The sequence below is a fragment of the Caballeronia temeraria genome, from assembly GCF_001544795.2.
Lineage (GTDB): Bacteria > Pseudomonadota > Gammaproteobacteria > Burkholderiales > Burkholderiaceae > Caballeronia > Caballeronia temeraria.
Window position 1 is genome coordinate 1 of the sequence record NZ_FCOI02000021.1, and the last position, 12395, is coordinate 12395.

The 12395-nt window shown below is 59.9% G+C and carries 14 protein-coding genes and 1 pseudogene; 10 read left to right on the forward strand and 5 right to left on the reverse strand.

What is annotated here, in order from left to right:
• Nucleotides 1–74 precede the first annotated feature (74 nt).
• The 6 genes and pseudogenes from AWB76_RS25660 to AWB76_RS25685 all read left to right on the forward strand — a co-directional run.
• Nucleotides 75–353: pseudogene (locus tag AWB76_RS25660) on the forward strand (TraM recognition domain-containing protein); the annotation flags it as partial.
• 10 nt (nt 354–363) lie between these two features.
• On the forward strand, nt 364–882 hold the full coding sequence (locus tag AWB76_RS25665) for a hypothetical protein (protein ID WP_053572914.1): 519 nt from the start codon (nt 364–366) through the stop codon (nt 880–882).
• Nucleotides 839–1093: a hypothetical protein gene (locus AWB76_RS25670; protein WP_236572880.1), complete on the forward strand. Its 255-nt coding sequence runs from the start codon at nt 839–841 to the stop codon at nt 1091–1093. The genes AWB76_RS25665 and AWB76_RS25670 overlap by 44 nt, the downstream gene beginning before the upstream one ends.
• On the forward strand, nt 1086–1700 hold the full coding sequence (locus AWB76_RS25675) for an IncC plasmid conjugative DNA transfer DtrJ family protein (protein ID WP_061162952.1): 615 nt from the start codon (nt 1086–1088) through the stop codon (nt 1698–1700). The genes AWB76_RS25670 and AWB76_RS25675 overlap by 8 nt, the downstream gene beginning before the upstream one ends.
• 285 nt (nt 1701–1985) lie before the next feature.
• Complete coding sequence (locus AWB76_RS25680; protein WP_061162953.1) at nt 1986–2822, forward strand: hypothetical protein; 837 nt, start codon at nt 1986–1988, stop codon at nt 2820–2822.
• A gap of 10 nt (nt 2823–2832) precedes the next feature.
• Nucleotides 2833–4557, forward strand: coding sequence for an ATP-dependent helicase (locus AWB76_RS25685; RefSeq protein ID WP_061162954.1), 1725 nt, complete (start codon nt 2833–2835; stop codon nt 4555–4557).
• 668 nt (nt 4558–5225) lie between these two features.
• Here the strand turns inward: AWB76_RS25685 and AWB76_RS43095 are convergent.
• The 5 genes from AWB76_RS43095 to AWB76_RS25705 all read right to left on the reverse strand — a co-directional run bounded on the left by AWB76_RS43095 (nt 5226) and on the right by AWB76_RS25705 (nt 7943).
• On the reverse strand, nt 5226–5423 hold the full coding sequence (locus AWB76_RS43095; protein ID WP_445343874.1) for an RNA chaperone Hfq: 198 nt from the start codon (nt 5421–5423) through the stop codon (nt 5226–5228).
• A 267-nt stretch (nt 5424–5690) separates the two neighbouring features.
• The gene (locus tag AWB76_RS25690) at nt 5691–5900 is read right to left on the reverse strand and encodes a hypothetical protein (protein ID WP_061162955.1); all 210 of its coding nucleotides are present in this window, start codon (nt 5898–5900) and stop codon (nt 5691–5693) included.
• 62 nt (nt 5901–5962) lie between these two features.
• The gene (locus AWB76_RS25695) at nt 5963–6415 is read right to left on the reverse strand and encodes a bactofilin family protein (protein WP_061162956.1); all 453 of its coding nucleotides are present in this window, start codon (nt 6413–6415) and stop codon (nt 5963–5965) included.
• A 12-nt stretch (nt 6416–6427) separates the two neighbouring features.
• Nucleotides 6428–7258 (reverse strand): hypothetical protein, encoded by an 831-nt coding sequence (locus AWB76_RS25700; protein ID WP_157696214.1) that lies wholly within the window; start codon nt 7256–7258, stop codon nt 6428–6430.
• 85 nt (nt 7259–7343) lie between these two features.
• Nucleotides 7344–7943, reverse strand: a complete 600-nt coding sequence (locus AWB76_RS25705) for a hypothetical protein (protein WP_061162958.1) — start codon at nt 7941–7943, stop codon at nt 7344–7346.
• A 677-nt stretch (nt 7944–8620) separates the two neighbouring features.
• Here AWB76_RS25705 and AWB76_RS25710 point away from each other — a divergent pair.
• The 4 genes from AWB76_RS25710 (at nt 8621) to AWB76_RS25725 (ending at nt 12349) form a co-directional block, all read left to right on the forward strand.
• Nucleotides 8621–8887 carry a DUF7696 family protein gene (locus AWB76_RS25710; RefSeq protein ID WP_061163043.1) on the forward strand — a complete coding sequence of 89 codons (267 nt, stop codon included), beginning with the start codon at nt 8621–8623 and terminating at the stop codon, nt 8885–8887.
• The gene (locus AWB76_RS25715) at nt 8884–10209 is read left to right on the forward strand and encodes a recombination directionality factor (RefSeq protein ID WP_061162959.1); all 1326 of its coding nucleotides are present in this window, start codon (nt 8884–8886) and stop codon (nt 10207–10209) included. Before AWB76_RS25710 ends, AWB76_RS25715 begins: the two co-directional genes overlap by 4 nt.
• A 182-nt stretch (nt 10210–10391) precedes the next feature.
• Nucleotides 10392–10886: a riboflavin biosynthesis intermediates N-glycosidase gene (gene ybiA, locus AWB76_RS25720; RefSeq protein WP_061162960.1), complete on the forward strand. Its 495-nt coding sequence runs from the start codon at nt 10392–10394 to the stop codon at nt 10884–10886.
• 68 nt (nt 10887–10954) lie between these two features.
• Entirely contained in the window at nt 10955–12349 is a 1395-nt protein-coding gene (locus AWB76_RS25725; protein ID WP_061163044.1) for a metallophosphoesterase family protein, read from the forward strand.
• Nucleotides 12350–12395: the final 46 nt, after the last annotated feature.

Consider the following 12395-nt stretch of genomic DNA (forward strand, 5'->3'; position numbering starts at 1 on the left):
CCTGAACGACACGACTGCCACGAAATATAGGCGAAGAAAGCCCCATCGCGTGTAACTGTTACTAGATTACAGTTCAGGTGGTGCTTAGACTAGAGGACTCAGATACAGCAAAGTGGTTCTCGGACAAGGTCGGAGAGACTGCGATCCGCGTGGTGAACGTGTCCAACAGCACCAATACCACGACCGAGGCGCATGCGTTCGAATTCAGTGGCTCGCAGTCCCGGTCCATTCAGCTGGAGAAGGTGCCGCTCATTCCCGTGAAGCTGCTTCACAGTTTGCCGAATCTGCAGTACTTCATGCGCATCTCTGGCGGTGCCGTGTATCAGGGTCGAATTCCTATCATCGAAGGCTAAAACACAAGTTATGTCCGCTGCATATAAAAACATCATTCGCGATCACAAGCTCTCGCACCGGCTGGTTGCGGTCTTCAATGTCGCACCGGAGCTGGAGCTTGCGTGCTCGCGTGTGGCCGACTTCATCGGGGAGCGGTTTATGGGAGACAAAGGGCCGCTGGCCGCGGAGATGATCGAGTCGGCGCTCGATGGTTTCCGGCGCGCGAAGCGCACGGGCGACCAGCATATCGCGTTCATGCAAGGTCTATTCGAGCCATCGAAAGCTTTATACGCTCGCCGGCTTGTCGCGCGGTTTGGCGACAAGGTGTCGGTGTGGTGCCCGATGGTCGAGGCAATTCCCGCGTTTGAAGCGCGCCACTTCGAGTACCAGTTCGAGATGGTCGATGAGCGTTGCCCGGACGAGATCACTGAGCGCACCGCCGCGTTTCAGCTCGCCGCACGCGTGCTTCAAGGAGAAGCCTTCCGCCGTTACTTCGAGGAATACGATGTCGCTCACCGTTACGATCATAGCGAAGCTGTCGGGAGTTGAGCCGCGCACGGCTCAGCGGGCGCGCGACACTGCCGCCGCCTTCGACGGCGACGTCAACGCGGCCGTGCCCGAGGAATTCACTTACGGCGCAGGAGCGCGGTGCTACGCGTTGGCAACAATCGCCGAATTCCGGCCGGCGCTGTTTTGGGGCGGACTGATGGCGATCGTCGCGGTGCCCGCCCTCATGCTAGTCAAGGTGCTACATGGCTAGCCGGTTCGGTTCGCACATCAAGGTGTGGTTTCTGCTAGTGCCGGTGCTAGCCATCGCTGTCATGCCGGCGATCCCGGAGCGTAAGCTATTCGAGGTGCCGGAAGCGGAAACACATTCTCTCGTTGAGTCAGTCGGGCAGGACCGGGTCGACCGCGCGATGCGCAGTGCCAACGACCAGTTCCGCCGTGCTTTTGTCGACAGCGGGCTGCTGAACCGCACGCTAAATGCCTCGGGAAAGGTAGGTGGCTTGGACGACGGCGGGTTCTCGTCGTTCGCGCATACGTGGACGGAGAATTTCTGGCTGCTGGTGTACCGCATGCTTTTCCGTGCGATGGTGATGAAGATGTGGATCGTTGGAACACTTCTTTTCGCCATCGGCATGTTCATCGACGGTGCGGCGCGCAGAAAGATCAAAGCGTCGGCTGCGGGCTTCGTAAGTCCCTTGTCTTTCCATCTGGCAGGCCATGGACTGCTGCTTGTCACTGGAACGATGTTCGCGGTGCTGGTGGTTCCGTTGCCTGTCTTGGTTGGCTACTGGGTCGCCGTCGCTGCGCTCCTCGGAGGTCTCCTGTGGAAAGCTGCCGAGTCCTTCCAGTCATCGAGATAAGAAAAGGACATCGCGAGACGCATTAGCAGCACATCAAAATTTGCTTTAGTCCCTCTGGCAACGCTATCCGGATAGCGTTGCCTTTGTTTTTTTCGCCGCCGTTCTCGCGACCTCTTGCCCCGAGGCGCACCGATATTTCGGTGAAAGGCGCTGGAAATAGCCACCGTTTCGAGCTTTTTCGCGTTGCCACCGCCGCAACAATGTTGAGGATGGGCAACGCGCTTTGCTTGCCTGATCCCCAACGATGAAACGGGACCGATGCGGTCCAGACAGGAGAAATGGCGAATGAGCACGGTTGTCGAACCTGGCAGTGAAGAAAAAGTCGCGCTGAGCGCACTTGAACAAGGTACGGTCGAGGCGCCGCTGACGACCGACGGCGCGGACGACGGCGAGCTAGAGCGCGAACTGACGCAGATGGAGGCGGACGCTGACCGTCTCCAGAAGGAAGGCGTTATCTCCACCGACGACGCCGACATGAAGCGGGCGGAAGTCGCAAAGACGCGCAAGCTCTTCCGCGACCTGCCGGCCGCTGAGCGTATTGCCATCATCAAGCGCCGCCGCGATATCGGCCGTCAATTACTGGACCGCCAGCTTTCGGGCGCTGCCGTCGTGACCGCCCGCGTGCGTCTGAACCATACCCGCCTGAAACCGCTGTTCGAACAGTGGTGGCCGTACATCAACCGCATGAGCATCAACATGCAGCGTTTCGGCCGCTCGACGTTCGGCGAAAACGACAAGGAAGTCGTCAACAGCGCGCTCGAAAAGCTGCTCGCGGGCATTGAGAGCTACGTTGACGAGCAACTGCGCGTGGCCGAAGGCTTTCGCCAGCAAAAGGAAGCGGAGCTTCGGGCGAACAAGGAATTCGTGTTTGAGCCGACGATCCCGATGCCCGCGATGGACATCGAGGTCGAGGCGTATTCGCGCTTTTCGATGCGTGTGCTGGGCGTCATCATGAAGTTCGACCTGGCGATGGATCACTTCGACTTCATGGTGTGGAACGGCATTCGCGACCAGTCCGACGTCGACGACGAAGCCGTCAACTTCCTCAAGCGCTTCAACCCGCTTGGCATTCGCGGGTACATGACGCACCTGAAGCTGATGACGACGGTCCGCGGCAACTAAGGAGGGCGCGATGCTGGACGAACTCAATCCCCAGCAACGGGAAGTCGCCCAGTTGCGCCAGCATTGCGTGGCGATCGCCTGTCCGGGCGCGGGCAAGACTAAAACGATCGCCACGAAAGCAGCTCTGCTGCTACAAGACGGCGCCGCAACGGTCGGCGCCGTCACTTTCTCTAAGGACGCCGCGCTCGAATTGCGTGAGCGCATCCTGGCCGCTGCCGGCGAGTCGGTGAAGAAGCGCCTTATTGCGGGCACTTTCCATTCCCTAGCATTCAAACAACTGAAACGCCCCGGCGCGCAGGCGCACGATATCGCCTCCGATGGCGACAGGCTTGGCCTGCTGATCCGGGTGATGCAGGAACTCGGCCGCGACGGCAAGGCAGAAGACGTTATCCCAACGATCGAGAAGATCAAAACGAATTTCGGGCGGTGCGACCGGAACACCGCCGACGGCGAGCTGTATCACGCATATCAGGACGCGCTTGCGCGTAACGGCAAGATCGACTTTCAGGACATGCTGCGCTTGGCTGTCGAGGGGATGGAGCAAGGCACCATCGCCCCATACGCGTTCACCTATCTGCTCGTCGACGAGTTTCAGGACACCGACCCGCTGCAGTACCGCTGGATAGAATTGCACGCGCAGGCAGGCTCGATCGTGACAGTCGTGGGCGACGACGATCAGAGCATCTACGCGTTCCGCGAGGCGCTTGGCTACCGAGGCATGGAGTCGTTCATCCAGTCGTTCTCCGCAAAGCCCGTTGTCTTAGGCAGCAACTACCGGTGCCGCGCAGAGATTCTGGGCGCAGCGGACCGGGTGATTCGGAATAACGCCGACCGCATCGCAAAAGTCCTGCGTGCGGAAAAAGGCTTGGGCGGTACTGTGCAAACGTCCCGCCATCCGGATGAATATGAGGAGGCAACCGCGGCGGTCGAGGTGCTCGGGCCGCTGCTCGCGAAAGGGCAGTCGTGCGCGATCCTGGCGCGTACCAACCGCATACTAGACCCCCTCGAGTCCGTTTGCCGCTCGCATGGCATTAAATACTACCGGGCATCGGGCGCGTCCGTCCTGAGCCGCCCGGAGGGCGCGCTGATGTGCAATCTGCTCGAAATCGTGGAGCGAATCAAACACACAGGCCTCGATGCGGTCTTGGCGCACCTAGGGCTTACCGCCCAGCAGCTACGCGCCCTTCACGCGGATATGGGCGCGGAACTGACGCAGAAGGGCCGGGCTGAGTTGGTAGAACTGGGGCTGCCCGAAGACGTGGCGACGAACTATCGCGAGTTCATGAAGCGGCTCGCTGAGTGGCAAAGTCTGTGCGATCGCAAGTTTTATTCGCTGACGCTCTCCGGCGTCGCCGAATGGATGTTGAAGTACGCGAAGAAGGATTCCGCAATCCGCGCAATTCAGGCGACGAACGACGTGTTGTCGCGCCTGTCAGGCAGTTTCGCTGAGCGGCTGCTCTTCCTGCGTCAAGACAACAACGAGCCGACCCCGGGCGCGCTTATCTTGACGACAATGCACAGCTCCAAAGGGCTCGAATGGGATCACGTCTGGATTGCCCGCAGCGAGGAGACGATCGTCCCGGACCCCAAATCGACCGAGTCAGAAGAGCGCCGGCTGTTCTATGTCGCCATGACGCGTGCTCGCGAATCGTTGATGGTCTCAGGGACGTCGAAAAACTTCGAGTCCCGATTTGTCGTTGAGGCGCAGCTTAAGCAGGGCGCTATCGCGCTTTAAGTCGACCTGCAGAACTGCGCTTGCTGGGAGAATTTTGGAACGACGGGTGGCTGGAGCCTGACGTGCACAAAGAGAGTCTCGATACGCTTTCATAAAGCGAAAAATGCGCCGAATAAGGGGGGTGTGAATATTCGGCGCATTTTGTAACAAGCCTTTTCTTCCTTAAAATCAGGGGATTAACCAAACCCTCGGCCGCTATGGGACGCTCTCCGGAGAGCGTCCCATAGCGCTGTCGCGGCGAGGTTGGTCCACGCCGTCAATCGTGTTGCAGCGTGCTGCCCGTCCAAAGTCTCGACTCTCGCCTCGTCGTCGAAGTTTAGCTTCGGCAATAGCCGCGTCCGCCTGACGCTGTCGTTTGGTGGTTGCCGCGGTCTCAAGCGCCAGGTGGGCCGCCTGGACTACCTGACGATCACTAGGAAGCCTTTGAACGCCTTCCAAGCATCGTCGGGGCTGGCGCTGCGTACTCTCGCAAATCACGCCGCTTGATCAGCTTGATCTTCCTTGGAGCGTGCGTCCCACCAGTCCTTACCGCTGCGCGAGTCGTACGAGTACTGCAGGTCGGATTTCATAACTTCCACATCCCTTTCTGAGGCAGCTACATGCACGCATTCCGCGTACCGTTGCCACGACGAGCAAATAATCTTCGAACGTTCCGCTTTCGTGTCTGTTCATAGCACCCGTCGCGCGGGGCGCGGGCGCCGCTCGGGGCGGTCTTGCCGATCAGACGTCAAACGGCGGCCGTGGTCCTCAATGACCGTCGAAATGGAGTGCTTGTAGATAACCTGTGAGCCGGTGACGCCGTTCAGGTAGACCGTGTAGGAATCGAATGACTGAATGTTGCCTGTCAGCTTTATGCCGTTGACCAGAAAATTGAAACGCGCTTGTGTTCTTTGCTCAGCGCGTTGAGGAGCTCGTGCTCGGGCTTCGGGACGGTTTCAGGCATGGCGGCCTCACTCAGTGAAGTCGAAAAGTCGAGGTGGTCTGAGGTGCAGGCCGTGGCGACCTGCATATTCGCTTAACGTCAGATGAACCGCTGACAGTTCATTATCGATGCGGCCAAAAAAAAGCCCGCTGAAGGGCGGGCAGCAATCCATATCGGTCGAGACATGGAGGAGACGAGTTCAGTATAAACCCTATGGTTTTTGACGTATAGCCAGCTTGTACGTCACAACGGACTTGTACGCCGGGCGGTTCCAGTGTGGCGTGCCTGGCGTCATCCCCTGACTGTTCACAAGCCGCCCGGTGTCGAGCATGCAGAAGCAATGGCCTTCGAACGCGGCTTCTTGCGCTGCCGCATCCCACGTCACGGTGAGGAAATCGAAGATCGGGTCAATCGGTTTCATGGTCGGGGTTCTTAGAGGCTTTGACCCGTTATCGGCAAATCATGGGGGCTGCTTATAGAGACTCAGGCCATTGCGCGGGAGAGCTCTGTCACATTTGATTCCGCGCGTTCGTGGCCTTTAACTTCGTCCAGGCGCGGACCGGCGATAGGCCCTTCGTCCGGCGTGGAATCGGCCTCGATCGTCAGCATTCTGGCAACCCGCTTGAGCGTGCCGTTCAAAGACGCACGCGGACCAAGGCGGATCGTGCCGGAGTAGAAGATGTCGCCCGAGACTTGGCCATTGATTTCCAGCGAGCCCCGAGCGTGCACATCCCCGTCGACGCGCCCGTCAATGCGAACGTGCTCGCCCTGTGCGCTGCCCTTCACGAGGCCGCCTTCGCCGATGTGCAGCAGACCCTGCGTCGAGATGATGCCGCCGTCGAGCAAGCCGAAGAACGAAATGCCGTGATCCACGACCATGTCGCCGGAGATCGCGCAGCCGCGCGCAATAAGCGTGATATTGAGTTCGGTTTTCATGGTGTCGATTCCTTAAAACATTTGTACTTCGTTCGCCCCGCCGCGGTTCGCAGGCGCTGACTTCTTGCTTGTAGCCGACCTCGTGTCGCCATCGCTTACCTGCTCATCCCGCGAATGCGAGCGATGACGGTAGCTGTGCGTACGGGCCGGTGCCGCGTGTTGTTGCGACGCTTGTTCGTCGGCGGCCGGCTGCGCCACCGCTTGCGCGGGCGGCACTGACGCCACGGGTTGAGTGGGAGCTTGGCTAGCCACCTCTGCCTCGCGACGCGCTTGATGAATAGGCGAGGCAGCCGCGCGTTGCACATCGTTCGAGACAGGAGGAACGGCCTTGCTGGCGGCCGTTCTCGCTGCGCCCTCCGCTGGGCCGCTCGTTGTACCCAGCGAACTCTTGAACTGGTCAGCCGTCAGACCGATTGGAGAAGCCGCAGCAACGTCTTTTCCCGTCAGCATCGGAGCGAGCGCTACCGGATGAGGCGGCTCTGCGTCGATCGGGCGCGTCGCCGGGGCTACTGCCGGTCCTTCCGTTGTTGGCCGTTCGCTGCCGTCGGATTTCGGCTGCGCGGCGGTGTTCTTTACTTCGTGCGCGGACAGCGCGCCCACCGATTTGTACAACGACGCGGCTCCCATGCCCGCCATGGCCACGACAGCGGCGATAGCGACTGCGACGACGCTTCGGCGGGCGACCGGCACCGCCTTCGGAAGCCGCAGTCTGAGCGTGGGTGTCTTGGCGTCTGCCGTCAGGTCGGTCGGCGCTGGGAGCGCAGCGATCTGCCGCGGCAGATCGATGGTCATCGAGTCAGGTGCGAACTGCGCATGCAGTCGTTGAATTTCGCGTAAGTCCATGCGGGGTCCTCCCGTCGTTGTTAGGTCGAGCAAGTCCAGGCCCGCCGCGTGGCAAACGCGAAGCGCAGGGCCGTCTTATCGGATGTCAGTGAGTACGATCCGAGTCTGGAAGCAGCACACCTTCCGGTGCAAAGCGGTCGTTGTCCGGCATGCACAAGAAAGGGATTTGATTGATGCGTGCCTCGGCAGCCTCCAATGCGGATTGGCGCACTTGAGCCGTCATGGTTCTCGCCATCAGCGCTTCCATCGTCTTCAAGAAAAGCTGGTCATACATCGAGAGGAGTCGCACAAGACGACCGGACATGGCGTGCTTGATTTCAAGCGTGACCATCTCGGGCGGGGTCGGTGCACGTCGACCTGGAAATTTACCTGCCCATGCGAGCGCCTTCTTCATGAACGCCTCGGCAGTTCGAAACTCCGACTCGATCGCGATGAGCTTGCCTCCGCGTGCAACGGTCATCTTTGCGGCGGCGAAGTTGAAGTCGGCGCGCAGGAATTCACGCGCGAACAATGAGTAGTACGGCAGTTCCGTTTTTGCCAGCGTGTCGCCGTTGATGCGAGCGAGACGACTGTCGTTCGTCAGTCGGTTCAACGGACGCAGCCCGCTCTGCGCAGCGCTTTCGTTGCCGAGCGCAGCGGTTTGCTTAGGGTCTTCGTCAGGCGCTTCTAGGTCAATAACGGCCATGGGATTTTCGGGATGTCTGTGTTCTCTCTCACATATAATTTTCATTGATTAGGCAAGAGTCGAACGGGCGAAAGCTATATGAATTTCGTGAGCTTTCGAGCGCACGCGTACGTCATTAACCCGGATACTCAACTCCATTCCCCGCGTCACCGACGCATCGACCTCGACTCCAAGCCCGGAGTCCATCTTTTCTCTGCAAGTCGTGCCCGCCTCGTGCGTTGGCATGCGCCGACCGGATAGCTACCGGTGTGGAAATCTTCCTTGTGCTGAGTGTGCTCGCTACACACTCCCCAATTTCAGCCGTGATACTCGTACTCTGTGCTGCATTCATTTGCGCCGGTACATCGTTCGAACCCGGGTTTTCGGGTGTTCTCTCTCCAGAGCCTGATCTGGGTAGAACGATCGAAGTTGGCTGATCCGTGATTCCTGCGGCGGAAGTAATTCCGAAAAGGGCTGTTGCGCGGCGTGACCATGCTGCGCGAGAACGACTTTACGTTCTCTGACCGAGCGACACCGGCGTATGCCGGCCGCTCCCTGCACGCCACGTCCCCGGAAGGGACGTGGCGCGTAGGTCTCTATATCGATTTCACGAAGCTCGCTCCCTCACCGGAGCGGGCTTTTTTTTCGTCTGTCGCTTCTTGCGGCCGGACATTTCTCAACGGAGGTGCTGTTCCATGCTGTTACCCGACCGCCTCAATCAGCGTATCGCCGAGGCCATCACGCATCAAATCAATACCGAGCGCGAGCAGGCGGACACCTCGTCCCCGGTTTGGCGTGAGCGGTGCGAAGTAGCTCGGGTCGCGATGTTCAGCGACGCAGAGCGCTCTGTCTTCATTTCCCATATCAGCGAACGTCGCGGCAGTGCGGCAGCCCGACAGATGCAATCTCAGGCCGAATCACTGCGGACCAACGCCATCTTCTTTCTCGCAAGGAAACCGTCATGAATGCAGTCGTTCAGATGTTCGATCACGCGCCGCGCAGCCTCGTTGAAGAACGAGCTATCCGCCCGCCCACGATCGGCAAGATTCGACCCGGTATCAAAGTGCTTACGCGGGCGCATCAAGCCAACGAAAAAGCGGTCAAGCTCTATAACGACATGGTGGCCGCGGGCGAGTCGTTCGAAGCCATCGGCAAGGTGCTCGAAACGTCGCTGAAGCTGCGCAACGCCCTCATTCCGCGCAACGTCGACTACTTCGTCTGCAGACGCTCGGATTTCTCGAATCCGGACACGGCTGACGAGATCCTGCGGCTGTATGGCGAAGATCGCGGCGGGTTGCGGCTATACCGCTTCCCGATCATGTTTGCGTTCGACGACTGGCTGCGCAATGTGCCCAATCAGATGGCCGCGTACACGACAACCGGGCGACAGTACTTCTCGGAGTACGACCGCGACGGCAAGCGCTATTGCAAGACGTACGCGCCGGTCGAGCGTAACGCACGTGCACAGCGGGCGCGACGATCCTTCGGTGGGCGACTGGTCGTTCACCGGCAAGACGACGACATTCCCGATGGCGTCTGTGATCCTCACGTCTGTCCGCAGTATCAGGACCGGAAGTGCAACCTGACCGCAAACTTCTTGTTTGCCGTTCCCGACGTGAAGGGGCTTGGCCTGATCGAACTGCCGACCAACTCGATCTACGTGCTGCAGAAGGCGTATTCGGCGATGCAGACCGTGGCATTAGCGCGCGGCAGGCTCACCGGCACTCGCTTCTGGCTCTCGAAGAAAGAGTTCGACATCACGCGGATTGACGACAACGGCCAGGCCGTGCGTCAGAAGCAGATGTTGACTGTGCTCGATGCCGACATCGACCTAGGCGCCCTACTGGATGGCGCGGAGGAGGCTCAACCGGCGCTCGATGCTGCCAGTCGTGCAGTGGCGCTGTTGGAGTCAGACGGGACGGTACAGTCGATTGGCGATCCGGTCGTTCAGCCTCAGCAGGAGCAATCTGGGGCCGAACGGGCAGGCGATGGACAGCCGTCGGGCATCGACGGCGCAGCTGGTCATGACGACGACTCGCCCGACCCCGATGAGACGCTGGAAGACAAGCGTCACCGTATGTCCGACCTGCTGCATCGTCTGGGCCTTAGTCAGCCGGAGCGACAGAACGGCTTTCGCAAATACGCGCACCAGACCTACGGTCGCGGCTGGATCGAACGCATCGCCGATGTCGATGCGATGAATGCGCGTCTCAAGAACGCGCTCGATGATCCCGCTTCGCTCGACGTCGAAATTCAGGACGCGATTGCACAAGCTGCTTACGTGTAACCTTGGCCAGTCCCCCTTCGGGGGCTGGCATCCTTTCTCCGTGTGACACAACCTTTCTCGCTCGCGCATGAGAGCATTTCAGCAAGAACCGCTTGCTCAAATGTTTTCGACCGCGCTGTACCTGCGCATCGAATTCGTCCGCTTCGGCGGCCTATCTACTTGTTCACGCGAAGGAGATTCCGATGCGTAGAGTCGGCAACTTCACGCTGTTCTTCGGCGCGGAAGACGCTTTTAGCAACTGGCATCCGTGCCGCTTTTCGTATCACGACGTCGCTTTCGTCAGTGTTGAACAGTTCATGATGTTTTCGAAAGCCAAGCTGTTCGGCGACGAAGACATCGCTCAGGCTGTGCTCGCCACGCATCTGCCCAAGGAACAAAAAGCCCTCGGCCGCAAGGTCAAAGGCTTCGACCTCGACACGTGGAAGGCGAAGCGCGAGTCGATCGTGTACGTCGGATGCCGCGAGAAGTTCGCGCAGCATCCGGGTCTGCGAACGCTGTTGCTTGCGACGGCGCCGACCGAGCTAGTCGAAGCAAGTCCTTACGACACGATATGGGGCGTGGGTCTCGGTGAGCATCATCCTGACATCACGGACAGATCGAAGTGGCGCGGCCAGAACCTTCTGGGCAAGGCACTGATGAAAGTCCGCGACACGCTGTCAACGCAATCCCTTTCTTAGCGCGCCCGAGCGGCGCATCGGCAAATACTGGCTACCTTCGGGTGGCCTTTTTCTTTATAGGAGGCGATTTGAAGATCGCACATTTTTCTGACTTGCACTACGCGCCGGGCAACATCGAAGAGTCGGACCGATGCTTCGGTTTCGGCATCGACCATGCGGTGTTGGCCCATGCGGACGTGGCAGTCATCTCGGGTGATGCGACGGACCATCGTCTCGACGCACACGCGCCGTCGCTGAACCGCCTTGCAAAGCGCATCAACGGGCTGAGCGGCAGCATGCCGGTCCTGATGCTGCAGGGCACGTTCTCACATGAGCCTCCGGGGACGCTGCGCAACTTTGAGCTGATGGCGACCACGCATCAGATTTACGTTGCGGAACGCGTGCAGCAGGTGAGCCTTCACGAGGGGCGGTTCTACCCCTCGGACGGTCCGGTGTTCTCGGACGAGGAGCTGCGCGAGGTTCTGGCAATCGGCGCTGATGTCGTGTTCACCTGTCTGCCCACGGTCAATAAGGGGGCGCTGGCGGTCGCTGTTGGTGCCAAGGAAGCCGGGACGGGTCTTGAAGCCGTGCTGGGCGACTATCTCGCCGCAGCAGGGCGGGTCAACCAGCAGCTTCGTGCCGCAGGCATCCGCACTGTTGGCGTTTCACACGGCACGGTCAACGGTTGTACGACTGAGCACGGTGTGACGATGGCGGGGTTCGATCATGAGTTTTCGCTTGGTAGTCTGTTCGAGGCCGAATGCGATGCATTCATGCTGGGGCACATCCATAAAGCGCAGCAATGGGAGCGAGCGGGGCGAGTCGTGGCCTATCCGGGCTCCATCGGGCGATTCCACTACGGTGAGGAAGGCGACAAGGGCTTTCTGATGTGGAATGTCGAGGTGGGAAGCGCGCAAGCCGATCTGGTCGTTACGCCTTCTCGGCAGACCATCTGCGTCGATTTTGACGGACCACCCGACATGCAGCGCCTGACGGCAATCGCGCTCGATGCGACCGACAAGTTCGTGCGAATTCGTTGGCAGGTCGACGAAGAGCACAAACAGTCAGCGGACCGCGACGCGATCGCGGCGCTGTTCGGCGACGCGGCCGAGCTGAAGGTCGAAGCTCGCATTCTTCCCGTCGTCCGGTCACGCGCTCAAGGCATCAGCCTCGAAACCTCGATTGACCGAAAGCTCGAGCGGTGGTGCGAGCACGCTGATGTTGATCCGGCTCCCTTGCTTGACCGGCTGCAGTTGCTGGAAACGGGGGACGCGGAGGCAGTTGCCGCTGGCGTGCTGGCGCGACTGAGCGACACTGACGCATTGTCGAGCATATCCGAGCCTGCGCCGGTGACGGCCCACGTAGCTCCGGATAGCGATGTTGGCGACGATGCACTGCCCATGCCCGATGCGACGGTGGAAATCGGCGAGTCGGCGTCTGCAGATCAGCTTTCGTGGCTCAACGATGATTTATTCGCGGCTTAATTAGCAAATGAGGTAGCCGCTCATGCAGAGGAGGCCAGTATGGCTC

Coding starts and splice junctions, on each gene's coding strand:
- AWB76_RS25705 (WP_061162958.1), bottom strand. CDS start 7,943: ATGGCCGTTATTGACCTAGAAGCGCCTGACGAAGACCCTAAGCAAACC.
- AWB76_RS25675 (WP_061162952.1), top strand. CDS start 1,086: ATGGCTAGCCGGTTCGGTTCGCACATCAAGGTGTGGTTTCTGCTAGTG.
- AWB76_RS25680 (WP_061162953.1), top strand. CDS start 1,986: ATGAGCACGGTTGTCGAACCTGGCAGTGAAGAAAAAGTCGCGCTGAGC.
- AWB76_RS25670 (WP_236572880.1), top strand. CDS start 839: ATGTCGCTCACCGTTACGATCATAGCGAAGCTGTCGGGAGTTGAGCCG.
- AWB76_RS25700 (WP_157696214.1), bottom strand. CDS start 7,258: ATGGACTTACGCGAAATTCAACGACTGCATGCGCAGTTCGCACCTGAC.
- AWB76_RS25715 (WP_061162959.1), top strand. CDS start 8,884: ATGAATGCAGTCGTTCAGATGTTCGATCACGCGCCGCGCAGCCTCGTT.
- AWB76_RS25685 (WP_061162954.1), top strand. CDS start 2,833: ATGCTGGACGAACTCAATCCCCAGCAACGGGAAGTCGCCCAGTTGCGC.
- AWB76_RS25690 (WP_061162955.1), bottom strand. CDS start 5,900: ATGAAACCGATTGACCCGATCTTCGATTTCCTCACCGTGACGTGGGAT.
- AWB76_RS25695 (WP_061162956.1), bottom strand. CDS start 6,415: ATGAAAACCGAACTCAATATCACGCTTATTGCGCGCGGCTGCGCGATC.
- ybiA (WP_061162960.1), top strand. CDS start 10,392: ATGCGTAGAGTCGGCAACTTCACGCTGTTCTTCGGCGCGGAAGACGCT.
- AWB76_RS25665 (WP_053572914.1), top strand. CDS start 364: ATGTCCGCTGCATATAAAAACATCATTCGCGATCACAAGCTCTCGCAC.